This window comes from Nocardioides sp. T2.26MG-1 (genome assembly GCF_950101795.1).
Taxonomy (GTDB): Bacteria; Actinomycetota; Actinomycetes; order Propionibacteriales; family Nocardioidaceae; genus Nocardioides.
This window is the reverse complement of record NZ_CATNLZ010000001.1, coordinates 865,998-890,522: the sequence shown is the minus strand read 5'-3', so window position 1 is coordinate 890,522 and position 24,525 is coordinate 865,998. Positions and strand designations below refer to the sequence as shown.

Sequence of the window (24,525 nt, the reverse complement as noted above, 5' to 3'; positions counted from 1 at the left end):
CCGGCCCGGGAAGAATCCTCCCCTACGCTCGGTTCTACGAGCGCAGGTCCACTGCGCCCCATCCATCTCCGAGGGAGAGTCGTCCTCCATGTCCGACGTCCGCAACGTGATCGTCATCGGCTCCGGCCCGTCCGGCTACACCGCCGCGCTCTACACCGCCCGGGCCAACCTGGCGCCGCTGGTCTTCGAGGGGTCGGTCACCGCTGGGGGCGCGCTGATGAACACCACCGAGGTGGAGAACTTCCCCGGGTTCCGCGACGGCATCATGGGACCGGCCCTGATGGACGAGATGCGGGCGCAGGCCGAGCGGTTCGGCGCCGAGCTGGTCGCCGACGACGTCGTCGAGGTCGACCTCACCGGTGACGTCAAGGTCGTCAAGACCTCCACCGACACCTACCGGGCCCGTGCGGTGATCCTGGCGATGGGCTCGGGCTACCGCAAGCTCGGCCTCCCCCGCGAGGACGAGCTCTCCGGGCGCGGTGTCTCCTGGTGCGCGACCTGCGACGGGTTCTTCTTCCGCGACCAGCACATCGCGGTCGTCGGCGGCGGCGACTCCGCGATCGAGGAGGCGACGTTCCTCACCCGGTTCGGCTCGAAGGTGTCGCTGATCGTGCGCCGCGACGAGCTGCGCGCCTCCAAGATCATGCAGGAGCGGGCCTTCGCCGACCCCAAGCTCGAGATCGAGTGGAACTCCGTGGTCGAGGAGATCAACGGCGACGACCGGCTCGAGTCCGTGACGCTGCGCGACACCGTGACCGGCGAGACCCGCAACCTCCCGGCGACCGGCCTGTTCATCGCGATCGGCCACGACCCGCGCTCCGAGCTGCTGCACGGCCAGGTCGACCTCGACGAGAACGGCTACGTCGTCGCCAGCCACCCCTCGACCGGCACCAACCTGCCGGGCGTGTTCGCGGCCGGCGACCTGGTGGACCACCACTACCGGCAGGCGATCACCGCCGCCGGCACCGGCTGCGCCGCGGCGCTGGACGCCGAGCGCTACCTCGCCGAGCTCGACCACGCGGCCGCGAGCCCGGCCGACGCCCAGGCGCGCGCCGACGCGGAGATGGCCGGCGCCTGACCCTCGGCACCCGGTGCGCCGGGGAACATCCGTCCCCGGCGTGGTGTTCGATATCTGTAGACCTCAGCGTTCAACGAAAGGGAATCCCCGTGGGCAACATCGCCGCCGTCACCGATGCCGAGTTCGAGGCTCAGGTGCTCAAGTCCGACAAGCCGGTCCTGGTGGACTTCTGGGCCGAGTGGTGCGGCCCGTGCCGCCAGGTCTCGCCGATCCTCGACGAGATCGCCGCGACCCACGGTGACAAGATCACCTTCCTCAAGATGAACGTCGACGAGAACCCCGTCACCCCATCGTCCTACCGGGTCACCGGCATCCCGACGATCAACCTCTACCAGGGTGGCGAGGTCGTGAAGAGCATCGTCGGCGCCCGCCCCAAGGCCGCGATCCTCAACGAGCTGGCCGACTTCATCGCCTGACCCACCAGCCTCCACGTTGACCCGCCCGAAAGTTTCGGGCGGGTCGATGTGATTTCAGCCGCGGGTCGCCTTCGGCGCCGGCGCGGTGGGTTTGGGCTTCGGCGCCGGGCGCAGCACCCCGACGAGGCGCTCGAGGGCGGCCTCGACCTCGTCCTTCCAGCTCAGGGCCATCCGCAGGTCCATCCGCATCCGTGGCGTGGTGACGTGGGCCCGGTGGGTCTTGAACCCGACGCTGCCGAGGAAGTCCACCGGCAGCAGGTGTCGGCCGCTGCGGCCCGCGGTGTCCCCGAAGGCCTCCACCGCCGCGACCCCGCCGCGCTGCACGAGGTCACGGGCCATGCCCTGCACGAGCATCCGGCCCAGCCCGCCGCCGCGCAGCGCGGGGTCGACGTACGCCATCGTGAGCAGCACCGCGTCGGGCGAGACCGGCGCGGTCGGGAAGCCGGCGGCCCCGGGCAGGTACGCCTCGGGCGCGTAGATGAGGTAGCCGACCGGGACGTCGTCGACCAGCGCGACCCGCCCGCACGACCCCCACTCGCGCAGCACCTCCGAGACCCAGGCGTCCTTGGCGGCGCAGGCGGCCTCGCCCTCGACCCGGTCCCGTCGCACCGGGTCGAGCTCCCAGAACAGGCATGAGCGGCAGGGCGTGGCGAACGTGTCGAGGTGGTCCAGGGTGAGCCGGACGATCTTGCGAGACACCGAAAACCTCCCACTCCGCGGTCCCGGTGCTGCGAGCCGCCGCGGCATCCTTCATGCTAGACGGGTCATGGAGAGCCAGCCCGTCCGCGCCAGCACCCGTCTCGACTCCTACGTCGACAGGTACGCCGCGCGCACCGCGGGCATGACCGCCTCCGAGATCCGGGCCCTGTTCGCGGTCGCCTCCCGTCCCGAGGTCGTCTCGCTCGCCGGCGGGATGCCCAACATCTCGGGGCTGCCGCTCGACGTCGTCGGCGGGGTGATCTCCGAGCTGGTCGCCACCCAGGGACCGGTCGCGATGCAGTACGGCTCCGGCCAGGGCGTGCCCGAGCTGCGCGAGCAGATCTGCGAGGTGATGCGCCTCGAGGGCATCGAGGCCCATCCCGACGACGTGGTCGTCACCGTGGGCTCCCAGCAGGCGGTCGACCTGGTGACCCGGATCTTCTGCGACCCCGGGGACGTGGTCATCTGCGAGGCGCCGTCGTACGTCGGTGCGCTCGGGGTGTTCAAGGCCTACCAGTGCGGCGTGGTGCACGCCGAGATGGACGCCGACGGTCTGGTGCCCGAGGCGCTGCAGCAGGCGATCACGGCGACCAAGGCCGCCGGCAAGACGATCAAGTTCCTCTACACGATCCCGAACTTCCATAACCCCGCCGGCGTGACGCTCTCCGCCGCGCGGAGGCACGAGGTCCTCGAGATCTGCCGCCGCGAGGACATCCTGGTGCTGGAGGACAACCCGTACGGCCTCCTGGGCTTCAGCCACGAGCCGATGCGGGCGCTGCGCGCCGACGAGGCCGAGGGCGTGATCTATCTCGGCTCGTTCTCCAAGACCTTCGCCCCCGGATTCCGGGTCGGCTGGGCGCTGGCCCCGCACGCGGTGCGCGAGAAGCTCGTGCTGGCCCAGGAGTCCGCGACCCTCTGCCCGCCGCAGTTCTCTCAGATGGCGGTCTCGGCGTACCTCTCCGGTCACGACTGGCAGGGCCAGATCAAGCAGTTCCGGGAGATGTACCGCGAGCGCCGCGACGCGATGGTCGAGGCGCTCGACGACCTGATGCCGGCCAGCTGCCGGTGGAACGTCCCCGACGGCGGCTTCTACGTGTGGCTGACCCTCCCGCCGGGCATCGACGCCAAGGCGATGCTTCCCCGCGCCGTCACCGCCCGGGTCGCCTACGTGCCCGGCACGGCATTCTTCGCCGACGGCTTCGGCTCGAGCTCGATGCGGCTGTCGTTCTGCTACCCCACCCCCGAGCGCATCCGCGAGGGCGTACGCCGGCTCGCCGGTGTCCTGGAGGCGGAGATGGAGCTGCGCGCGACCTTCGGGGCGGGCGCCCCCGCATCCGGCCTCGAGGCCCGCAGCGGCTACGACGCCCCCAGCTCCGACCTGACCTGAACCCCCCTCGTGAGTGGAGAAGAAGTGCCCCCGACAACGCCGCCGACCTCGCAGTCTCACGCCCAGGTGCTCGTCCTGGCCGGCGGCCTGTCCCACGAGCGGGACGTGTCGCTCCGCTCGGGCCGCCGGGTCGCCGAAGCGCTGCGCAGCACCGGGCTCGAGGTCGCCGAGCGCGACGTCGACGCGGCGCTGCTCGCCACCCTGCGAGACGACCGCCCCGACTGCGTGGTCCCGATGCTGCACGGCGAGACCGGCGAGGACGGTGCGATCCGCGAGGTCCTCGAGCTGCTGGAGGTGCCCTACGTGGGCGCCCCGCCGGCCGCCTGCCGGGTCGCGTTCGACAAGCCGGTCGCCAAGGCCGTCGTCGCCCGAGCCGGGCTGCTGACGCCCGAGTCGGTGTGCCTGCCGCACGAGACGTTCCGCGAGCTCGGCGCCGCGGCCGTGATGGCCGCCCTGATCGAGCGCCTCGGGCTCCCGCTGATGGTCAAGCCCACCAAGAGCGGCTCCGCGCTGGGCTGCACGGTCGTCCACACCGCCGAGCAGCTGCCCGCCGCGATGGTCAACGCCTTCGCGTACGGCGACGTCGCACTGCTCGAGCGGTTCGTGGTCGGCCTGGAGGTCGCCGTACCGGTCGTCGACGACGGCTCCGGTCCCCGGGCGCTGCCCGCGGTGGCGATCCAGCCCGACGGCGGCGTCTACGACTACACCGCCCGCTACACCGCCGGCGCCACGGAGTTCGTGACGCCCGCGCCGCTGACCGACGAGCTGGCCCAGGAGGTCGCCCGCGTCGCGCTCCTGGCCCACGAGGTGCTCGGGCTGCGCGACGTGTCCCGCTCCGACCTCATCGTCGACGACGACGGCCGCGTGTGGTTCCTCGAGGTGAACGTCGCCCCGGGGTTCACCGAGACCTCCACGGTGCCGCTGGCCATCCAGGCCGCAGGCCTCGACCTCGGCAAGGTCTGCGCCTCGATGGTCCAGGCGGCCGTGGCCCGGGGCGGTCGGTCCTGACATGCGCGACCTGACCTACCCCTCGGTGATCCTGGCCGCCAAGACCGGCTTCCGGCTGCTCGGCCAGCGCTTCGTGATGACCGGCACCGAGCACGTGCCCCGCTCGGGTGGCGTGCTGCTCGCGTGCAACCACATCGGCTACGTCGACTTCGTGTACGGCGGGCTCGCGGCCAACCCCTCGGGCCGGCTGGTGCGGTTCATGGCCAAGCGGGAGATCTTCGACCACCCGGTGGGCGGCGCGGTGATGCGCTCGATGCACCACATCGAGGTCGACCGCGGCGAGGGGCTGGCGTCCTTCCACACCGCGGTGGACTACCTGCGCGCCGGGGAGGCGGTCGGGATCTTCCCCGAGGCCACGATCTCCCGGGCGATGGTCCTCAAGGAGTTCAAGACCGGTGCCGTCCGGATCGCGGCCGCGGCCGGCGTACCGGTGCTGCCGGTGATCCTGTGGGGCACCCAGCGGATGCTCACCAAGGACCACCCGCGCGACCTGTCGCGCGGCAAGACCATCGCGATCCGGGTCGGCGAGCCGCTGCACCCCACCGGCGCGGACCCGGTCGCCGAGACCGCCGAGCTCAAGTCCGTGATGGCGGGCCTGCTCGACGAGACGATCCGGTCCTACCCGGCCGCCGAGCAGCCCCCGGGCTCCTGGTGGCTGCCCGCGTCGTACGGCGGAGGCGCGCCCACGCTCGAGGAGGCGGCGCGGCTCGACTCCGAGGAGAGGCGGCGCCGGGCCGAACGCAAGGCGCAGAAGCAGCCGGGCCGCTAGGTCTCTTTGTCGACAAAGCGACTTATCGCTAGGTCGACGTATCTCTAGATCGGGCGGTCGGTGCGGTTGCGCGGGTCCATGATGTCCACGATCCGGCGCAGGTCGTCCAGGGATGCGAACTCGACGGTGATCTTGCCCTTGGCCCGGCCCAGGTCCACCTTGACCCGGGTCTCGAACCGGTCGGAGAGCCGCTCCGCGAGGTCGGCGAGACCGGGGGCGACGGGCTTGGCCCGCGCCGTGCGGGCGGCCGGCCGGTTCACATCGCGCAGGGCGACGATCTCCTCGAGGCCTCGGACGCTGATGCCCTCGGCGACCACCCGCTGCGCCAGGCGGTCCTGGAGGTCGGCGTCGTCGATCGCGAGCAACGACCGGGCGTGACCGGCCGACAGCACCCCGGCGGCGACCCGGCGCTGCACGGCGGGGCTGAGCTTGAGCAGCCGGATCGTGTTGCTGATCTGCGGGCGGGAGCGGCCGATCCGGCCGGCCAGCTCCTCGTGGGTGCAACCGAAGTCGTCGAGCATCTGGGCGTACGCCGCGGCCTCCTCCAGCGGATTCAGCTGGGAGCGGTGCAGGTTCTCCAGGAGGGCGTCGCGCAGCATCGCGTCGTCGTCGGTGTCCCGGACGATCGCGGGCACGGTCTCCAGGCCGGCGAGCTGGGTGGCGCGCCAGCGCCGCTCACCCATGACCAGCTCGTAGTCCTCGGGACCGTGGCGGCGGACCACGATCGGCTGGAGGACCCCGATCTCCTTGATCGAGTGGACCAGCTCGGCCATCGCCTCCTCGTCGAAGACCTGGCGCGGCTGGACCCGGTTGGGCCGGATCTGGCCCACCGGGACCTCGGCGAAGTGCGCTCCGGTCACGGGCGCGAGCTCGAGGTCCGAGCCCGGGGCGAGTTGGCCGGGCGCGTCGTCCGCTCCGGCCGCCCCGTCCGGACCCTGCTCGTGCTGCGGGGACGTGGGGATCAGGGACCCCAGACCCCGGCCCAGTCCCCGGCGCTGCGGGGGACGGTGGGTGCTCATGACGCGGCTCCCTTGATCGCGATCTCGCGCGCAGCCTCGAGGTAGGACAGCGCCCCCGGGGACCCGGGGTCGTAGGTCATCACGGTCTGGCCGTACGACGGTGCCTCCGAGACCCGCACCGACCGCGGGATCGTGGTCTTGAGGACCTGGTCGCCGAAGTGGTCGCGGACCTCCTCGGCGACGCCCGCGGCGAGGCGGGTCCGCGCGTCGTACATCGTCACCAGGATCGTCGACACGTCGAGCGTCGGGTTCAGGTGCGCCTTGACCATCTCGACGGTCTCGAGGAGCTGCCCCAGCCCCTCGAGCGCGTAGTACTCGGCCTGGATCGGGATCATCATCTCGTTGCCGGCGACCAGGGCGTTCAGGGTGAGCAGTCCCAGCGACGGCGGGCAGTCGATGAGCACGTAGTCCAGTCGCTCGTCGCCGAGCTCGGCAGCGGTCCCCACCTCCGGGTGTCCCAGGATCGCCCGGCGCAGCCGGCTCTCGCGGGCGACCACGGAGACGAGCTCGATCTCGGCGCCGGCGAGGTCGATGGTGGCCGGCACCACGGTGAGACCGTCGACCTCGGGGCTGACCGTCGCCACGTCGGCGAGCGCGACGCCGTCGACGAGGGCGTCGTACGTCGAGGGGACGCCCCGGTGGTGCTCGACGCCGAGCGCCGTGGAGGCGTTGCCCTGGGGGTCGAGGTCGATGACCAGCACCCGCTGCCCGAGCTGGGCGAGCGCGGCCGCGACGTTCACGGTGGACGTGGTCTTGCCGACGCCGCCCTTCTGGTTGGCGACCACCAGGATCCGGGTCGCCGCCGGACGTCCCATCGCCGGTCGGAGCCGGGCCCCGTGGCGGGCCAGCACCACGTGCTCGGCGGCGCGGGCCAGGGGCGTCGCGTGGTCGTGCTCGAAGTCCGGCGCCGCCACGGCGATGTCGGCCGCGGTGCGCACCGGGTAGCCGGCGATCAGGGGACCCGGCGGATCGGTTTCACGTGAAACATCGGGCTTCGGGTCGATCGGCCGGGAGTCGTCTGCCTGTGGATAGCTTGGCTCCTCCTGTGGAGAACCACGCTCAGCCGACGACTCAGCACCGGTGGAAAACTCGGTCACGCCCCACGCCTCCGGTTCGATGTGCCGCGCTTGCGTCCCGCGCGTTGCTGGGGACCGCCGCCCGCGGGCGGTGTCGCAACTGGCCAAGATACCCGTCCCGGATCTGCCCAGGCCACCCGGACCACCTGGGTGGTGGACGACCCGGCGTCCTCGCCGAGCACCCGGACCTCCGGCTCCGCACAGCCCAGCCGCTCCAGCACGTCGTGAGCAGCCGCGATCTCCTCGATCACCGAGGACCCCTTCATGGCCAGCAGCGCACCGGTCGGCTCCACCAACGGCATCGACCAGCCCAGCAGGCGGTCGAGGGGGGCCAGCGCGCGCGAGGTCACCACCGCGAAGCGTCGTGCACCGTGGAGGGCCTCGGCACGCCCGCGGACCACCTCCACCGACGAGCCGAGGCCGAGGTCCGCCACCACCTCCTCCAGGAACGTGGTCCGGCGCAGCAGCGGCTCGACCAGCGTCACCCGCAGATCGGGCCGGGCGATCGCGAGCACCAGGCCAGGGAGCCCCGCCCCGGATCCGAGGTCGGCGACAGTGGCGGCCTGCGGGACCTGGTCGGCGAGCAGCGCGCAGTTCACGAGATGCCGCTCCCAGAGCCGGGGCGCCTCGCGGGGACCGATCAGCCCGCGAAGGACACCGTCGGTCGCGAGGAGCTCGGCGTACCGCTCGGCCAGCGGCAGGCGCTCGAACGCAAACACCCTCCGGGCCACGTCGGGCGCGGAGGGCGTTTCACGTGAAACATGGTCGGGGGACATCAGCCCGGGAGCACCACCACGCGACGTCGCGGCTCGACGCCCTCGGACTCCGAGGACAAGCCGGCGGCCGCCACGGCGTCGTGCACGACCTTGCGCTCGAACGGCGACATCGGGTCGAGTCGCACGCTCTCGCCCGACTCACGGACGCGCGCCACCGTCTCCTCCGCGAGCTTCACGAGCTCCTCACGCTTCTGGGCGCGGTAGCCGGAGATGTCGAGCATCAGCCGGGAGCGCTCGCCGGTCTCGCGGTAGACCGCGAGCCGGGTGAGCTCCTGCAGCGCGTCGAGCACCTCGCCGCGGGCGCCCACCAGCTGGGAGAGGTCCGCACCGACGATCGACACCGCGGCGCGATCGCCCTCGACGTCCATGTCCAGGTCGCCGTCGAGGTCGGCGATGTCGAGGAACTCCTCGAGGTAGTCGGCGGCGATGTCGCCCTCCTGCTCGAGCTGCTCGACCCGCGACGCGCGCGAGGCGGGCGCGGCAGCCTCCTCGGACTCCTCGGCCTCGTCGCGGTCGTCCGTGTCGGCCAGCTCGTCGAGCACCTCGTCGGTGGTCTCGTCCGCCGCGCCGTCGGCCGCCTGCTCGGCGGTCTCGGGCGTCTCGTCGCTCATCACGTCGTCACTCACTGCTGCTCCCCCTCGGGATCGGGCTTGGTCTTCGGCTTCGCCTTCGGCTTGGCCGGCGGGGTGGTCGCCTGCTTCTTGGGCTTGGTGTTGGGCTGGCCCTTCGGCTTCGTCGGCGCCTGGGCCTTGGGCTTCGCGCCCGCCACCGGTCGCGGGGGCGCAGCCTTCTTCCGCTGCTCCCGGGACTGCTTCTTCGGCTGCTGGCGACCCTGGGTGCGCGGAGCCTCGACCTCGGCCACCTCGGTCGCGACCCCCTCGGCCACGGCACCGTGGCCGTGGCGCAGCGCCTTCGCGCGGTCGCGGTCGGCCTTCGCCTTCGCTGCCGCGGTCCCCGGGGCGGGGTTGTTGCGGATCACGTAGAACTGCTGGCCCATCGTCCACAGGTTGGAGGTCGTCCAGTAGAAGAGCACGCCGATCGGGAACGCGATACCGCCGACCGCGAACACCACGGGGAGCACGTAGAGCAGCAGCTTCTGCTGCTGGGCGTACGGGCCGCTGAGCGCGTCCGGCGGCATGTTCTTGCTCATCAGCTGGCGCTGCGTGGTGAAGGTCGTGGCGGTCATCGCCACCACCAGGAGGGCAGCGACGATCTGGACCGCCGTGGAGCCCTCCGGCTTGAGGAACGTCGCCTTCAGCGGGATCGCGCCGAACAGCTCGGACTTGCCGAAGCTCGAGGCGAGCTTCTCGCTGAGAAAGGCGATGCCCGACCCGTTGGCCGCGTGGTGGTCGAGGAGCCGGAAGAGCGCCAGGAAGATCGGCATCTGGATGATGATCGGCAGGCAGGAGGCGAACGGGTTGGTCCCGGTCTCCTTGTAGAGCTTCATCGTCTCCTGGGCGAGACGCTCCCGGTCGTGGCCGTACTTCTTCTGCAGCTCCTTGACCTTGGGCTGGATGAGCTGCATGTTGCGGCTGGACTTGATCTGCTTGACGAACAGCGGGATCAGCAGCGCGCGCACGGTCAGGGTGAGCCCGATGATGGACAGCACCCAGGTGCCGCCCCCGTCGGGGTCCATCCGGAGGACCTCGCTGAACAGCCAGTGCCAGCCGACCAGGACGGCGGAGATGCCGTAGTACAGCGGCGTCATGATGAAGTGGCCGATTGCGCCGAGGGCTCCCACGGATCAGGCTCCTTGCTGGGGTGAGGAAGAGGACCGCGCAGTGACGCGGGACGTGCGAGTCGGGACCGGGTCGTAGCCGCCGGCGGCCCAGGGGTGGCACCGCACCAGGCGGCGCACGGACAGCCAGACACCGACGAGGCTGCCGCGCTTCTCGACCGCCTCCAGGGCGTACGCCGAGCAGGAGGGGTGATAGCGGCAGACCTGGCCGTACAGCGGGCTGATCAGCAGCCGGTAGGCCCGCAGCAGGCCGATGAGCAGGTAGCGGACCGGGTCGTACCTCACCTGGTCACCTCCGCGCGGGTCCGTTGGAGGCAACGCTCGAGGTCGGCGCCGAGTTCCGCCCAGCCGGCCGTGGCCGCGGGCGGGAGTGCCCGGACCACGAGCACAGCAGAGCCCGGGAGCGTCGAGACATGCTCCCGGGCGAGGTGTCGAAGGCGTCGCTTCACCTGGTTGCGGACGACGGCGTTGCCCACCGCCTTGCTCACCACGAACCCGACGCGGGCCGGTCGAACGCCGGCATCGCTGCTGGCATCGCCGACCCACAGGTGGACGACCAGCGTGCGGCATCCGGCGCGCCGACCCGAACGGATCGCCTCGCGGAACGTGGCGCCGTCAGTGAGGCGGTGCGCCGCGGGCAGCACGAGGCCGACGCGGAGAGCGGGCGGAGAGCCGGCCGTCAGACGGCGAGGCTCTTGCGACCCTTGCGGCGGCGCGAGGACAGGATCGCGCGGCCGGCACGGGTACGCATGCGCAGGCGGAAGCCGTGCACCTTGTGGCGACGGCGGTTGTTCGGCTGGTACGTACGCTTGCTCACGGGGTTCTCTCCATCGTGGGTCAGGGCAGTCACGCCGGGCCGGAGCGGCAGTGCGGTGCCCCGGGAGGAGCACCTGAGGCGCCTTTCGGCTGGCACCGCCCACCCACGACGCGGCCCCTTGGGGGGACTGCTCTTTCGTGGACATGCGGCACCGGTCGACACCGGGTGACCGAGCAACGGTACGCGCTGGCGATCCACAGGGTCAAACCAGCGTCGGCCCCGCCCGGGCCACCCGGTCGCTCGGGCTGCACCGGCCTGTGGATGACGGCTTGCCGCGGGCGTGCACGCCTTGTTACGTTCAGTGGGACCGAGGTTCCCCGTCATCCTCGTCGCCCCCCGGACCACCAGGTCGTGTGACGCCCGCCACATCGGCGAGATACCGCCCCTGACCTGCACAGATGTCGATCCGAGACGGCCGCGGGATGGTCTCGGACCGACTCTCTCCACAAGGAGGGGATCGGGTTCACAACCTGTGGACAAAGTTGTGGACGCACGGCGGTGCCTCCGGGTCGCCGGTTCTCCTGCGGGGACCGGTGAGCGTCCCCGACGATGGGGTCCCGGCCCACGTGCAAGACGACCGGGAGACGACTCAGAAAGCGGGAGCGGTGGACCAGAGCACCTCGGATCTCAGCGTCGCCTGGCGCGGCGTGGTGGACGACCTGCAGCCCAACCAGCGGGCCTGGCTGCGCGCCAGCGAGCCGGTGACGCTGCACGAGAGCACCGCGATCGTGGCGGTGCCCAACGACTTCACGCGCAACCAGCTCGAGGGGCGCCTGCGCGCCCAGCTGGAGGACGCCCTCACCGTGCGGTTCGGGCGCGAGATCCGGATCGCCGTCACGGTCAACCCCCAGCTGGAGGAGTCCGCGGAGCCGATCCCCGAGAGTGTCGAGAGGTCGATAAGTCAAGAAAGTGACTTGTCGACAAACCTGCGGATCGAGCAGCCGCCGGTGGCCCCGGTCGTCGCCGCACCGCCGCCCGAGCCCACCGACCTCGGCAGCCGGCCCACCTCCCTCGAGACCCGGCTCAACCCCAAGTACACGTTCGAGACGTTCGTGATCGGGTCCTCCAACCGGTTCCCCCATGCCGCCGCGGTCGCGGTGGCCGAGGCGCCGGGCAAGGCCTACAACCCGCTGCTCGTGTACGGCGACTCCGGCCTCGGCAAGACCCACCTGCTGCACGCGATCGGCCACTACGTCCGCTCGCTCTACACCGGCGCCAAGGTGCGTTACGTGTCGAGCGAGGAGTTCACCAACGAGTTCATCAACGCGATCCGTGACGACCGCCAGGACCGCTTCAAGCGCCGCTACCGCGACGTGGACGTGCTGCTCATCGACGACATCCAGTTCCTGGAGGGCAAGACCCAGACCCAGGAGGAGTTCTTCCACACGTTCAATACCCTCCACAACGCCAACAAGCAGATCGTGCTGACCTCGGACCGGGCCCCCAAGCGGCTCGAGGCGCTCGAGGACCGGCTGCGCAACCGCTTCGAGTGGGGCCTGATCACCGACGTCCAGCCCCCCGACCTCGAGACCCGGATCGCGATCCTGCGCAAGAAGGCCGCGATGGACAGGCTCACCGCCCCGCCGGACGTACTGGAGTTCATCGCGTCCAAGATCCAGACCAACATCCGCGAGCTCGAGGGCGCGCTGATCCGGGTCACGGCGTTCGCCAACCTCAACCGCCAGGAGGTCGACATGACCCTGGCCGAGATCGTCCTCAAGGACCTGATCCCCGAGGGTGGCGAGCCCGAGATCACCGCCGCCCTGATCATCGCCCAGACCGCGGCCTACTTCGGGCTCTCCATCGAGGAGCTGACCGGACCTAGCCGCGGCCGGCACCTCGTGATGGCCCGCCAGATCGCGATGTACCTCTGCCGCGAGCTGACCGATCTCTCCCTGCCCAAGATCGGCGCCCAGTTCGGCAACCGCGACCACACCACGGTCATGTACGCCGACCGCAAGATCAACCAGCTGCTCGCCGAGCGCCGCGCGGTCTTCAACCAGGTCAGCGAGCTCACCAACCGGGTCAAGCTCCAGGCGCGCCAGGGCTGAGCCCGGGGCGGCTCGCCTCCAGGTTGTCCAGCAGCCGGTGCAGCCGCTGCCGTCGCCACCGGGGGCGGCCGCAACGGTCACGTCCAGTCCTCCGACGCGATCCTCGAACTCGACGTCCGCATGCCGCCCGAGATGGGCGGTCCGGCCGGGGCCACCAACCCCGAGCAGCTCTTCGCCGCCGGGTACGCCGCGTGCTTCCACTCCGCACTGCGCCTGGTCGCGGGACGGGCGGGCGTCGACGTCTCCGGCACCGAGGTCGTCGCCCGCGACCCCGCGGCGCGGGCCCACCAGATCTGCCCCTACTCGAACGCGACCAGGGGCAACATCGAGGTGACGCTCGCGGTCGCGTAGCCGACGCTCCGACGCGCCCCCGAACTACACCGCTGTCAGATGTGCACGCAGCGGTGCGCAGAGGCCGATCACCACGGGAGAGCCTGTGGAGGACCGGCCTCTCGTGCGTCCCGGTCGGGACCGGTTCCACACGGACCACCAGCCGTCCCCGTCTGGTTCCACAACCCCTGTGCACGACGAATCGCCGCGCTGACCTGCGCGGACGGGAGTTGTCCACAGATTCCACCGACGCTATGACTACTCCGTACCTCCAGACAGATCGATCCCCCGAGAAAGTCCATCCGGGACCCATCCTGGGGACAACTCCCACGCGTCGGCCCCGCATGGCAGGATCGGCATCCCAGCAAGCCACCGGAGTCCCCCTGCTCCTAGACTTCGACCCCCCGCTCCACCGAGCCGACCAGAAGGAACCATCGTGAAGTTCCGCGTCGAGCGCGACGTGCTCGCCGATGCCGTCGCCTGGGCTGCTCGCAGCCTCCCCGTTCGACCCAGCGTCCCCGTGCTCGCCGGGTTGCTCATCGAGGCGAGCGACGACGGCCTGGTGCTCTCCACCTTCGACTACGAGACCTCCGCCCGCGCGACCCTTGCCGCCGACGTCAGCGACGAGGGCAAGGCCCTGGTCAGCGGCCGGCTGCTGGCCGACATCTGCCGCAGCCTGCCGGCCAAGCCCGTCGAGATGGTCCTCGACGGCGCCCGGGTCTCGCTGACCTGTGGTTCGGCCAGGTTCAGCCTGCAGACCATGCCGGTCGACGACTACCCGTCGCTGCCCGACATGCCGGCCGCCACGGGCACGGTGCAGAGCGAGGCCTTCGCCCACGCTGTCGCCCAGGCCGTCACGGCCGCGGGCCGCGACGACATGCTCCCGGTGCTGACGGGCGTGCGGATCGAGATCGACGGCTCGACGATCTCGCTGCTGGCCACCGACCGGTTCCGGCTCTCGCTGCGCGAGCTCGAGTGGAGCCCGCGCACCCCCGACGAGTCGGCCGCTGCGCTGGTCCCGGCCCGCGTGCTCGGCGACACCGCCAAGTCGCTGACCGGGGGCGGCGAGGTCACGATCGCGCTCGCGACCACCGGCTCCGGTGAGGGGATCATCGGCTTCGAGGGCCACGGACCCGGCGGGCTGCGCCGTACGACCACCCGACTCCTCGACGGGGAGTTCCCCAAGGTCCGCAGCCTGTTCCCCGGCGAGCACCAGACCACCGCCCTCGTCGACAAGGCCGCGCTGGTCGAGTCGGTCAAGCGCGTCGCGCTCGTCGCCGAGCGCAACACCGCCGTCCAGCTGGCGTTCAGCGACGGCGTCCTGACACTCGACGCCGGATCCGGCGACGAGGCCCAGGCCTCGGAGTCGATCGAGGCGACGATCTCCGGTGAGGACATCACCACCGGCTTCAACCCCCAGTTCCTGCTCGACGGCCTCACCGCCATCGACCAGCCGGTGGTCGAGCTCGCCTTCACCCAGGCGTCCAAGCCCGTGGTGATCAGCGGCTCCGTCGACGACGGCGACCGCGACTCGTCGTTCCGCTACCTGCTGATGCCGCGTCGTCTGCTGAGCTGAGCCTTCGGGTACGGGTCCTAGGCTGGGGCCGACCGCGCCTCGGCAGATTGGAACAGCGATGGACATCGGACTCGTCGGCCTCGGCAAGATGGGTGGCAACATGCGCACCCGGCTCCGCGACGCGGGGCACACGGTGGTCGGCTTCGACCGCAACCCCGACCTGGCCGACGCCGACAGCCTCGAGGCGATGGTCGAGCGGCTCCCCTCCCCCAAGGTCGTCTGGTTGATGGTGCCGTCGGGCGACCCGACCCGGGACACGATCCGCCAGCTGGCCGGCCTGCTCGGCGAGGGCGACCTCGTGGTCGACGGCGGCAACAGCAAGTGGACCGACGACCAGGTCAACGCCGACCTGCTCGCCGACCGCGGCATCGGCTTCGTGGACTGCGGCGTCTCGGGAGGCGTGTGGGGACTCAAGAACGGCTACGCCCTGATGTGCGGCGGATCCGACGAGGACCTCGCCAAGGTGCAGCCGGCTCTCGACGCGCTCAAGCCGGACGAGGGCGGCTTCGTCCACGCGGGCAAGAAGCCCGGCGCCGGGCACTTCGCGAAGATGGTCCACAACGGCATCGAGTACGCCATGATGCAGAGCTATGCCGAGGGCTGGGAGCTGCTCGAGAAGGTCGACCTGGTCGACAACGTCACCGAGGTCTTCGACTCCTGGCGGTCCGGCACCGTCATCCGCTCCTGGCTGCTCGACCTCCTGGTCTCCGCGCTCGAGGAGGACGGCCACCTCGACAAGATCGCGGGCTACGCCGAGGACTCCGGCGAGGGCCGGTGGACCGTCGAGGCCGCGATCGACAACGCCGTGCCGATGCACGTCATCGCCGCGTCGCTGTTCGCCCGCTTCACCTCTCGCCAGGACGACAGCCCGGCGATGAAGGCGGTCGCCGCGATGCGCAACCAGTTCGGCGGCCACGCCGTGCACACCGAGCCGCCTGTCGGCGGCGACGCCAACCCCGGCTGATCCGCACGGCCGTGTACGTCGCGCACCTCTCGCTCCACGACTTCCGGTCCTACGCCACGGCCGAGGTCGAGCTGTCCCCCGGTGCCACCGCGTTCATCGGCCGCAACGGTCAGGGCAAGACCAACCTGGTCGAGGCCATCGACTACCTCTCGCGGCTGAGCTCCCACCGGGTGGCGAGCGACGCGCCGCTGGTGCGGGCCGGCGCGGACCAGGCTGTGGTGCGCGCGGCGGTCGTGCGTGACGGGCGCACCGCCGTACTCGAGATCGAGGTCAACCCGGGGCGGTCCAACCGGGCCCGCGTCAACCGGTCGCCGCTCCCCCGGGCCCGCGACCTCGTCGGGCTGGTGCGCACGGTCGTGTTCTCGCCCGAGGACCTCACGCTGGTCAAGGGCGACCCGTCCGACCGGCGCCGGTTCCTCGACGACCTGCTCGTGCTGCGCGCACCCCGCCTGGCGGGCGTCCGCGCGGACTACGAGCGGATCCTGCGCCAGCGCAACTCCCTGCTCAAGACCGCACGGCAGGCCGGCCGCCGGTCGGCGCCGCCCGAGACCCTCGCGGTCTGGGACGAGCACCTCGCCCGGGTCGGCGCGGAGCTGCTCGCAGAGCGCCTGGACCTCGTCGAGGCGCTGCGGCCCTACGTCGGCAAGGCCTACGAGACCGTGGCCCGCGGCGCGACCCGGGACGACGCCGACATCGACTACAAGCCGTCGTTCGACGTCGAGGGCCGGACCGGCCGCGGCGACCTGGCCGACGCGATGCTCGCCGAGGTCGAGCGCCGCCGGAGCGACGAGCTGGATCGCGGGGTCTCCCTGGTCGGGCCGCACCGCGACGAGCTGCTGCTGAGCCTGGGGCACGGGCCGGGCGAGGGGCGGCTGCCGGTGAAGGGCTACGCCTCGCACGGGGAGTCGTGGTCCTTCGCGCTGGCGCTGCGCCTCGCGTCGTACGACCTGCTGCGCGCCGACGGCGACGACCCGATCCTGATCCTCGACGACGTGTTCGCCGAGCTGGACACCGAGCGCCGGGCCCAGCTCGCCGACCTGGTTGCCGGCGCGGAGCAGGTGCTGGTCACCGCCGCGGTCGCCGCCGACGTGCCCGCCGCGCTGGCGGGGACGCGCTTCACCGTCGGCAACGGCGAGGTGGTCCGGGTCGATGGCGACTGACGACGAGACGACCGGCGGCGGGCTGCCTCCCCCGGAGCCGGAGGAGGTGCAGGTCCACCACGACGACGGCCTGGACCTGGCGAAGGCGCTGACCCGGGCGACCGCGAAGTCGACCCCGGCCGCGCGCCGCAGGATGCGCAAGAAGGACGCGCCCGGCCGCGGCCGGGTCACCGGGGCGCACCCCGACGACCGCGACCCCCAGCTGCTCGACACGACGCTGTCGCGGCTGGTCGACGACCACGGCTGGGCGCTCGAGCTCCGGGTCCACGGCGTGATCGGCCGCTGGGCCGAGCTGGTCGGCGCCGAGATCGCGCTGCACTGCACCCCGGAGTCGTTCGCCGACGGCCGGCTCGTCGTGCGCACCGACTCGACCGCCTGGGCGACCCAGCTGCGGCTGCTCGCGCCCACCGTCGTACGCCGGCTCAACCAGGAGCTCGGCCACGGCACGGTGACGCTCATCGAGGTGCTCGGACCGCACGGTCCGAGCTGGAAGAAGGGCCCCCGGTCGGTGCGCGACGGGCGCGGTCCCCGCGACACCTACGGCTGATCCGGGAGCGGGCCGCCGGAGCGCCGGTGTGCCGATCTGCGGGGCGCTCGGAGGTATGGGGACCCACCACCACCCCTGCTCGGCGCTCCCGGAGGCCCTCACGAGCCGCTCAGGGCCCTCTTTTCGTCGCCGTTGTCCCCAGGGTCGGGGGTATGGACGTGGGATACGGCCCTCAGAGCGCTATCATGGCCGTTGGGTCGTCAGCCTGTCGTGCGGCGGCCCTGTGCATGTCACCGAGACGTGCATGTCACAGGTACGTGCGTGTGTGTCACCGCCCCGGCCCCGAGCCGGCGGCCCGTCGCGAAGAGGTGTGTGTGTCGGACGAGACCCCGATCGAGAAGCCGGCAGAGACGCCGATCGAGACCCCCGCCGACGAGGCCGCACCGGAGACCGCCGACCGCCGACCCAACGGAGTCGAGTACGACGCCTCCGCGATCCAGGTCCTCGAGGGGCTCGAGGCGGTCCGCAAGCGGCCGGGCATGTACATCGGCTCGACCGGTGAGCGCGGCCTCCACCACCTGATCTGGGAGATCGTCGACAACGCGGTCGACGAGGCGCTCGCCGGCTACTGCGACCGCATCGTGGTCACGTTGATGGCCGACGGCGCGGTCCGCGTCGAGGACAACGGCCGCGGCATCCCCACCGACACCGCGCCCGGCCAGGAGCTGCCCGCGCTGACGCTGGCACTGACCGTGCTGCACGCCGGCGGCAAGTTCGGCGGCGGCGGCTACAAGGTCTCCGGTGGTCTGCACGGCGTCGGCGTCTCCGTCGTCAACGCGCTGTCCTCGCGCGTGGTCGCCGAGGTGCGCAACCGCGGCCACCTGTGGCGCCAGAGCTTCGCGATCGGCGTGCCCGAGGGCCCCCTCGAGGAGGTCCGTGCGATGGAGCCGGGCGAGCGCACCGGCACCACGATCACCTACTGGGCCTCGCCCGACATCTTCGAGACCACGACGTACTCCCTCGAGACCATCACCGCTCGGATCCGCGAGTACGCCTTCCTCAACAAGGGCCTCGAGATCGTCGTGCGCGACGAGCGGCCCGCGGCCGCCGAGATCCTCGACGCGGTCGAGGACGAGACGGTCGACAACGAGATCGACGACGCCGGCCACGACGCGATCAAGCGCGGCGACGCCGGCGCGCTCGAGCAGGTCTTCAAGTACGAGCGCGGCCTGGTCGACTACGTCGAGCACCTCAACCGGCGCAAGCAGGCCGCCAACCCGACGGTCATCGCGTTCGAGGCGCACACCCCCGAGACGGTGGAGAACCACATGAGCCTCGAGGTGGCGATGCAGTGGAACACCTCGTTCTCGGAGTCGGTCCACACGTTCGCCAACACCATCAACACCCACGAGGGCGGCACCCACGAGGAGGGCTTCCGCTCGGCGCTCACCTCGCTGGTCAACAACTGGGGCTTCGAGTGGGGCCTGATGAAGAAGCCCGAGGACCGGGTCTCGGGTGACGACATCCGCGAGGGCCTGACCGCGATCATCTCCATCAAGATGGGCGAGCCGCAGTTCGAGGGCCAGACCAAGACCAAGCTCGGCAACACCGAGGCCAAGGGCTTCGTGCAGCGCGTCGTCAACGACCAGCTCGGCGCCTGGTTGGAGCAGAACCCGGCCGAGGGCCGCGACATCATCCGCAAGGCCCAGGCCGCGGCGTCGGCCAGGATCGCGGCCCGCAAGGCGCGCGACCTGGCCCGCTCCCGCAAGGGCCTGCTCGGCGGCGGCGGCCTGCCCGGCAAGCTGTCGGACTGCCAGTCGACCAACCCCGCCGAGTGCGAGGTCTTCATCGTCGAGGGCGACTCCGCGGGCGGCTCCGCCCGCCAGGGCCGCGACCCGCGGGTCCAGGCGATCCTGCCGATCCGCGGCAAGATCCTCAACGTCGAGAAGGCCCGCATCGACAAGGTCCTGGGCAACCAGGAGGTCCAGTCGATCATCTCCGCCCTGGGCACCGGCATCCAGGAAGAGTTCGACATCGACAAGCTGCGCTACCACAAGGTGGTGCTGATGGCCGACGCCGACGTCGACGGCCACCACATCAACACGCTGCTGCTCACGCTGCTGTTCCGCTTCATGAAGCCCCTGATCGAGGGCGGCTACGTCTACATGGCCCAGCCGCCGCTGTACCGGCTGCGGTGGAACAAGCCGCACGAGCACGAGTTCGTCTACTCCGACTCCGAGCGCGACGCGCTGCTGAGGGCCGGGCAGGAGGCGGGCAAGAAGCTCCCCAAGGAGAACCCGGTTCAGCGCTACAAGGGTCTGGGCGAGATGAACGCCAAGGAGCTGTGGGAGACCACGATGGACCCGGAGCAGCGCCTCATGCTCCAGGTCACGCTCGACGACGCCGCGCACGCCGACGAGATCTTCTCGATCCTGATGGGCGAGGACGTCGAGCAGCGCCGCTCGTTCATCCAGCGCAACGCCAAGGACGTCCGATTCCTGGATATCTAGCCGTCTAGAAGATGCGCTAGATACCGGTAGAAGCGACCAGAAAGAACCATCGTGACCGAGACTCCCACCGACGGCGGCAGCACTCCCCCCGAGGGCCCCGGCCCCGGCGGCCGCATCGAGCCCGTCGAGCTGCAGACCTCGATGCAGCGCGCCTACATCGACTACGCGATGGCCGTCATCGTCGGCCGAGCGCTCCCCGACGTACGCGACGGGCTCAAGCCCGTGCACCGCCGCGTGCTCTACGCGATGTACGACGGCGGCTACCGCCCCGACCGCGGGTTCTCCAAGTGCTCGCGCGTGGTCGGCGACGTCATGGGTCAGTACCACCCCCACGGCGACTCCGCGATCTACGACACCCTGGTCCGCCTCGCGCAGCCCTGGGTGATGCGGGCCCCGCTGGTGCAGGGCCAGGGCAACTTCGGCTCGCCCGGCAACGACTCCGCCGCGGCGATGCGGTACACCGAGTGCCGGATGGCGCCGCTGGCCATGGAGATGGTCCGCGACATCAACGAGGACACCGTCGACTTCCAGCCCAACTACGACGGGCGCTCCGAGGAGCCGGTGGTCCTGCCGGCGCGGTTCCCCAACCTGCTGGTCAACGGCTCGGCCGGCATCGCGGTCGGTATGGCGACCAACATCCCGCCGCACAACCTGCGGGAGGTCGCCGAGGGCGCGCGGTGGGCGCTCGAGCACCCCGACGCGAGCCGCGAGGAGCTGCAGGACGCGCTGATCGAGCGGATCAAGGGCCCCGACTTCCCCAACGGCGCGCTGATCGTCGGCCGCCAGGGCATCGAGCAGGCCTACCGCACCGGGCGCGGGTCGGTCACCCAGCGCGCGGTGATCGAGGTCGACGAGGACGCCAAGGGCCGCACCTGCCTGGTGATCACCGAGCTGCCCTACATGGTCAACCCCGACAACCTCGCGCTGAAGATCGCCGAGCTCGCCGACTCCGGCAAGGTGCAGGGCATCTCCGACGTCCGCGACGACACCTCCGACCGCACCGGCCAGCGGCTGGTGGTCGTGCTCAAGCGCGACGCGGTCGCCCGGGTCGTGCTCAACAACCTGCTCAAGCACACCGAGCTGCAGACCAACTTCAGCGCGAACATGCTCGCGCTGGTCGACGGCGTGCCGCGCACGCTGACCATCGACCAGTTCATCAGCAACTGGGTGATCCACCAGATCGACGTCATCCGGCGCCGGACCGAGTACCGCCTCGCCGAGGCCGAGAAGCGCGCCCACGTGCTGCGTGGCCTGGTCAAGGCCCTCGACATGCTCGACGAGGTGATCGCGCTGATCCGCCGGTCCCCCGAGGTCGACGACGCCCGCCAGGGCCTGATCGAGCTGCTCGAGATCGACGAGGTCCAGGCCAACGCGATCCTCGACATGCAGCTGCGCCGCCTGGCGGCGCTGGAGCGCCAGAAGATCATCGACGAGCTGGCCGAGATCGAGCGCACGATCGCGGACCTGCAGGACATCCTCGCGAACGTCTCCCGGCAGCGGCAGATCGTCGCCGACGAGCTGGCCGAGATCGTGGAGCGGTACGGCGAGGAGCGGCGTACCCAGATCATCGCGGCCGACGGCGACCTGTCGATGGAGGACCTGATCCCCGACGAGGACCTCGTCGTCTCCATCACCCGCGGCGGCTACGCCAAGCGGACCCGTGCCGACCAGTACCGCACCCAGAAGCGGGGCGGCAAGGGCGTGCGGGGCGCGAGCTTGCGCGGCGACGACGTCGTCGAGCACTTCATCGCGACCACCAACCACCACTGGCTGCTGTTCTTCACGACCGCCGGCCGGGTCTACCGCACCAAGGCCTACAACCTCCCGGAGGCGTCGCGCGACGCCAAGGGCGGCCACGTCGCGGGGCTGCTGAGCTTCCAGCCCGACGAGAACATCGCGCAGGTGCTGGCGATCCGCGACTACGAGCAGGCGCCGTACCTCGTGCTCGCGACCCGCAACGGCCTGGTGAAGAAGACCCGCCTCGGCGACTACAACAGCCCGCGTCAGGCCGGGGTGATCGCGATCAACTTCCGCGAGGACGACGACGAGCTGATCGGCGCCGAGCTGGTCAACGCCGACGACCACATCCTGCTGGTCTCCCGCAAGGGCCAGGCGATCCGCTTCCCGGCCGACGACAGCCAGCTGCGCCCGATGGGCCGGGCCACCTCCGGTGTCGCGGGCATGAAGTTCCGCTCCGGCGACTCCCTGCTCTCGATGTCCGTGATCCGTGCCGAGCAGGTCGCGGCCGAGGAGGCCGCGGAGGCGAAGGCCTCGGCGGCGGGCGAGTCCACGGCGGCGGGCGACCTGCCCGACGTCAAGGAGCAGTACGTCTTCACGATCACCGACGGCGGCTTCGCGAAGCGCTCGCGGATCTCGGAGTACCGCCTGCAGTCGCGTGGCGGCCTCGGCATCAAGGCGATGTCGCTGCAGAACGAGGACCGCGGCCAGCTGGTCGGTGCGTTCATCGTCGTCGAGGGCGACGAGATCCTCTCGATCACCCAGAACGGCCAGGTCGTGCGCAGCCCGATCAACGCCGACTTCCGGCCCACCGGCCGCTCGACGATGGGCGTGAAGTTCGTGACGCCCAAGTCGGGTGACGCGGTCGCCGTGGTGGCCCGATCGGTCGAGGCACGCGAGGAGGAGCTCGAGGACGACCAGGTCGCCTCGGACGAGGACGGCGACGGCGTCGAGGTTGACGAGTCGTCCGATCGGGGTACGGATGCAACAATCGAGGCGTCTGGCGCGTCAGAGGTGACGGGTGAGACTGCCAGCGAGGGTGACACCGGACCGGACACCGACGGGGAGAGTGACGGCTGATGACCGACCGCCAGGACACGGCCGTACGCGCGCCCCTCAGTGAACGGATCTCGGCCAAGCTGAGCAACGCCGCCGACGAGCACCGCGCCAACGCGCGACCCGAGTCCGGCAAGGCCGCCACGAAGGCGGCCGCCGGCAAGCGGCCGCCTCGCCGGGCACGGCTCCGGCTGACCCGGGTCGACCCGTGGTCGGTGATGAAGACGTCGTTCCTGCTGGCGGTCGCGTTCGCGGTCGTCACCGTGGTCTCGGTGTTCATCATCTGGTCGGTGCTGTCCGCCGCCGGGGTCTGGGACTCGATCAACGACACGGTGCGTGACGTGGTCGGCGGCGACGACGCCGCCAACTGGGACGTGGAGAAGTACGTCGGGATGTCCCGCGTCATGGGATTCACGATCCTGGTCGCGGTCGTCGACGTCGTGCTGATCACCGCGATCGCCACGCTCGGGGCGTTCCTCTACAACATGTCGGCGGCCCTGGTCGGCGGCGTCGAGCTCACGCTCGCCGAGGACGACCGCTGACCCGTTGCGGGGTTCGGCTGCTGACAGCCGAAACCCTCACGACACGCCGGGACGCAGCGGCGTGTCGCGCGGGGATGGGCCGCCAGGTACCTCGTTTTGTCGGAGTCCTCGGGCGTCCGGTAGTGTCTCCCCTCGGTCCCGGGCCTATAGCTCAGACGGTTAGAGCGCTTCCCTGATAAGGAAGAGGTCACAGGTTCAAGTCCTGTTAGGCCCACGCATAATGGGGGCTCCGCCCCCCTTTGGAACCCCCCCGACCCGGCCGGGGCGGTTCACCCCCCGACCTCAGGGAGTGCAGATGAAGAAGATCCTCCTCGTCCTGCTGGCGGTCGGCGGCGCCGTCTTCGCCAAGCGCAAGATGGACGAGAGCAAGCAGGAGCAGGCACTCTGGGCCGAGGCGACCGACCCGGTCGACCGCGCCTGACGCTGACCCCGGCGGCCCCCTGCGGGCCTCCCTGTGCTGCGAGCAGCACACCCGGCGGTCGAGCACCACACCCGATGGTCGAGCTTGTCGAGACCACCACGGGGCCTTGGCGCAATTGGTAGCGCACCTGCTTTGCAAGCAGGGGGTTAGGGGTTCGAGTCCCCTAGGCTCCACCAGGGAAGCCGCGGGACACCCCGTGCGGTTTCCTTCGTCCTGTCCCTGTATCTCCCGCCGCCACTGCTGCGCGCGATGAGCGATCGGTGAAGGCGCGTAGACGCGCAACTAGCTTCTCCGACGCCGAGCTGCGAAGCTGCGCCGGGTGGACGGCTACGCGCGACATGTGAAGGCGAACCTATCGCCTGAGCAGGCCGTGGAGATGCAGGCCGTTGACCGCCTGGCTGAGAAACTGTCAGCGCACATCGTCGCCACGACGGCCGAGATCGCGACCCTGCACGTCCATGGCGCAAAGAGCAAGGCGATCCAGGACCACTTCGCCATCCTGCTGCGTGAACAGCTCGGCTTCGGAGAAGAGGTCGTCTTGACCCCGCAGAGCGGTCTCGTCACCCATGCCAGACCCGACTTCTTCTTCGAACTGTCGGATGGACGGGGGATCATCGCCGAGGTCGAGCGCGGCGGGACGATCACCAACAACCACGACCTCAAGGACTTATGGAAGGCGCATGTCGCGACCGACGCCCACCACCTGTTCCTGATCGTCCCCCACAACAACTGGAAGGGCGACGGCTCGCCCCGCGAACGCCCCTTCCAGACTGTCGCTCGCCGCCTGGGAGCCTTCTTCGGCGATCCCCGGCGGGAGATCGACGTGCTAAGCGTCCACGTATTCGCCTACTGACGCCGGACCCTCAAGTGCTCGAGGAACCTCCCGTAGCGGCCTGCTTCGCGGCCCG

The 24,525-nt window shown here is 70.8% G+C and carries 23 protein-coding genes, 2 tRNA genes and 2 pseudogenes; 18 read left to right on the top strand and 9 right to left on the bottom strand.

Going from position 1 to position 24,525, the window contains the following annotated elements:
• Positions 1–88: 88 nt before the first annotated feature.
• Both trxB and trxA read left to right on the top strand, forming a co-directional pair.
• Positions 89–1,078 (top strand): thioredoxin-disulfide reductase, encoded by a 990-nt coding sequence (trxB, locus tag QQZ14_RS04415; RefSeq protein ID WP_284532966.1) that lies wholly within the window; start codon positions 89–91, stop codon positions 1,076–1,078.
• 89 nt (positions 1,079–1,167) lie between these two features.
• Positions 1,168–1,494, top strand: coding sequence for a thioredoxin (trxA, locus tag QQZ14_RS04410; RefSeq protein ID WP_284532965.1), 327 nt, complete (start codon positions 1,168–1,170; stop codon positions 1,492–1,494).
• 54 nt (positions 1,495–1,548) lie between these two features.
• On the opposite strand, the gene QQZ14_RS04405 is transcribed toward trxA, so the two are convergent.
• Positions 1,549–2,193 carry a GNAT family N-acetyltransferase gene (locus QQZ14_RS04405; protein ID WP_284532964.1) on the bottom strand — a complete coding sequence of 215 codons (645 nt, stop codon included), beginning with the start codon at positions 2,191–2,193 and terminating at the stop codon, positions 1,549–1,551.
• 67 nt (positions 2,194–2,260) lie between these two features.
• Here QQZ14_RS04405 and QQZ14_RS04400 point away from each other — a divergent pair, with 67 nt between their 5' ends.
• Genes QQZ14_RS04400 through QQZ14_RS04390 form a run of 3 tightly spaced genes read left to right on the top strand, consistent with a single transcriptional unit; the run spans position 2,261 to position 5,357 of the window.
• On the top strand, positions 2,261–3,580 hold the full coding sequence (locus QQZ14_RS04400) for an aminotransferase-like domain-containing protein (RefSeq protein WP_284532963.1): 1,320 nt from the start codon (positions 2,261–2,263) through the stop codon (positions 3,578–3,580).
• A 24-nt stretch (positions 3,581–3,604) separates the two neighbouring features.
• The gene (locus QQZ14_RS04395) at positions 3,605–4,588 is read left to right on the top strand and encodes a D-alanine--D-alanine ligase family protein (protein WP_284532962.1); all 984 of its coding nucleotides are present in this window, start codon (positions 3,605–3,607) and stop codon (positions 4,586–4,588) included.
• A gap of 1 nt (position 4,589) precedes the next feature.
• Positions 4,590–5,357: a lysophospholipid acyltransferase family protein gene (locus QQZ14_RS04390; protein ID WP_284532961.1), complete on the top strand. Its 768-nt coding sequence runs from the start codon at positions 4,590–4,592 to the stop codon at positions 5,355–5,357.
• Positions 5,358–5,401: 44 nt separating this feature from the next.
• On the opposite strand, the gene QQZ14_RS04385 is transcribed toward QQZ14_RS04390, so the two are convergent.
• The 8 genes and pseudogenes from QQZ14_RS04385 to rpmH form a co-directional block, all read right to left on the bottom strand.
• On the bottom strand, positions 5,402–6,376 hold the full coding sequence (locus QQZ14_RS04385) for a ParB/RepB/Spo0J family partition protein (protein WP_284532960.1): 975 nt from the start codon (positions 6,374–6,376) through the stop codon (positions 5,402–5,404).
• Positions 6,373–7,314 carry a ParA family protein gene (locus QQZ14_RS04380; RefSeq protein WP_284532959.1) on the bottom strand — a complete coding sequence of 314 codons (942 nt, stop codon included), beginning with the start codon at positions 7,312–7,314 and terminating at the stop codon, positions 6,373–6,375. Before QQZ14_RS04380 ends, QQZ14_RS04385 begins: the two co-directional genes overlap by 4 nt.
• 155 nt (positions 7,315–7,469) lie before the next feature.
• Positions 7,470–8,171, bottom strand: a complete 702-nt coding sequence (rsmG, locus tag QQZ14_RS04375; RefSeq protein ID WP_284532958.1) for a 16S rRNA (guanine(527)-N(7))-methyltransferase RsmG — start codon at positions 8,169–8,171, stop codon at positions 7,470–7,472.
• A gap of 56 nt (positions 8,172–8,227) precedes the next feature.
• Positions 8,228–8,854: a R3H domain-containing nucleic acid-binding protein gene (locus tag QQZ14_RS04370; RefSeq protein ID WP_284532957.1), complete on the bottom strand. Its 627-nt coding sequence runs from the start codon at positions 8,852–8,854 to the stop codon at positions 8,228–8,230.
• A gap of 161 nt (positions 8,855–9,015) precedes the next feature.
• A pseudogene (gene yidC / locus QQZ14_RS04365) lies at positions 9,016–9,969 on the bottom strand (membrane protein insertase YidC); the annotation flags it as partial.
• Positions 9,970–9,972: 3 nt separating this feature from the next.
• A complete protein-coding gene (gene yidD / locus QQZ14_RS04360; protein WP_284532955.1) occupies positions 9,973–10,251 on the bottom strand; it encodes a membrane protein insertion efficiency factor YidD in 279 nt (92 codons plus the stop codon).
• Complete coding sequence (gene rnpA, locus QQZ14_RS04355; RefSeq protein ID WP_284532954.1) at positions 10,248–10,610, bottom strand: ribonuclease P protein component; 363 nt, start codon at positions 10,608–10,610, stop codon at positions 10,248–10,250. The genes yidD and rnpA overlap by 4 nt, the downstream gene beginning before the upstream one ends.
• Before the next feature lie 35 nt (positions 10,611–10,645).
• A complete protein-coding gene (gene rpmH / locus QQZ14_RS04350) occupies positions 10,646–10,783 on the bottom strand; it encodes a 50S ribosomal protein L34 (RefSeq protein ID WP_011758123.1) in 138 nt (45 codons plus the stop codon).
• A 566-nt stretch (positions 10,784–11,349) separates the two neighbouring features.
• On the opposite strand from rpmH, the gene dnaA reads away from it, so the two are divergent.
• The 13 genes and pseudogenes from dnaA (at position 11,350) to QQZ14_RS04285 (ending at position 24,470) form a co-directional block, all read left to right on the top strand.
• On the top strand, positions 11,350–12,834 hold the full coding sequence (dnaA, locus tag QQZ14_RS04345) for a chromosomal replication initiator protein DnaA (protein ID WP_446740474.1): 1,485 nt from the start codon (positions 11,350–11,352) through the stop codon (positions 12,832–12,834).
• A 48-nt stretch (positions 12,835–12,882) separates the two neighbouring features.
• Positions 12,883–13,185 (top strand): annotated as a pseudogene (locus QQZ14_RS04340) (OsmC family protein); the annotation flags it as partial.
• 415 nt (positions 13,186–13,600) lie between these two features.
• Complete coding sequence (gene dnaN, locus QQZ14_RS04335; RefSeq protein WP_284532953.1) at positions 13,601–14,740, top strand: DNA polymerase III subunit beta; 1,140 nt, start codon at positions 13,601–13,603, stop codon at positions 14,738–14,740.
• A 58-nt stretch (positions 14,741–14,798) separates the two neighbouring features.
• On the top strand, positions 14,799–15,704 hold the full coding sequence (gnd, locus tag QQZ14_RS04330; protein WP_284532952.1) for a phosphogluconate dehydrogenase (NAD(+)-dependent, decarboxylating): 906 nt from the start codon (positions 14,799–14,801) through the stop codon (positions 15,702–15,704).
• A gap of 11 nt (positions 15,705–15,715) precedes the next feature.
• Positions 15,716–16,864, top strand: coding sequence for a DNA replication/repair protein RecF (recF, locus tag QQZ14_RS04325; RefSeq protein WP_284532951.1), 1,149 nt, complete (start codon positions 15,716–15,718; stop codon positions 16,862–16,864).
• On the top strand, positions 16,854–17,411 hold the full coding sequence (locus tag QQZ14_RS04320; RefSeq protein ID WP_284532950.1) for a DUF721 domain-containing protein: 558 nt from the start codon (positions 16,854–16,856) through the stop codon (positions 17,409–17,411). The genes recF and QQZ14_RS04320 overlap by 11 nt, the downstream gene beginning before the upstream one ends.
• Before the next feature lie 314 nt (positions 17,412–17,725).
• Entirely contained in the window at positions 17,726–19,861 is a 2,136-nt protein-coding gene (gyrB, locus tag QQZ14_RS04315) for a DNA topoisomerase (ATP-hydrolyzing) subunit B (RefSeq protein WP_446740469.1), read from the top strand.
• Positions 19,862–20,002: 141 nt separating this feature from the next.
• A complete protein-coding gene (gene gyrA / locus QQZ14_RS04310) occupies positions 20,003–22,678 on the top strand; it encodes a DNA gyrase subunit A (protein WP_446740473.1) in 2,676 nt (891 codons plus the stop codon).
• Entirely contained in the window at positions 22,678–23,196 is a 519-nt protein-coding gene (locus tag QQZ14_RS04305) for a DUF3566 domain-containing protein (protein ID WP_284532949.1), read from the top strand. Before gyrA ends, QQZ14_RS04305 begins: the two co-directional genes overlap by 1 nt.
• A 140-nt stretch (positions 23,197–23,336) precedes the next feature.
• Positions 23,337–23,410 (top strand) — tRNA-Ile (locus tag QQZ14_RS04300).
• 81 nt (positions 23,411–23,491) lie between these two features.
• Entirely contained in the window at positions 23,492–23,617 is a 126-nt protein-coding gene (locus QQZ14_RS04295) for a DLW-39 family protein (RefSeq protein WP_284532948.1), read from the top strand.
• Positions 23,618–23,717: 100 nt separating this feature from the next.
• Positions 23,718–23,793 (top strand) — tRNA-Ala (locus tag QQZ14_RS04290).
• Positions 23,794–23,936: 143 nt separating this feature from the next.
• Positions 23,937–24,470: a hypothetical protein gene (locus tag QQZ14_RS04285; protein ID WP_284532947.1), complete on the top strand. Its 534-nt coding sequence runs from the start codon at positions 23,937–23,939 to the stop codon at positions 24,468–24,470.
• The last annotated feature ends 55 nt before the right edge of the window (positions 24,471–24,525 follow it).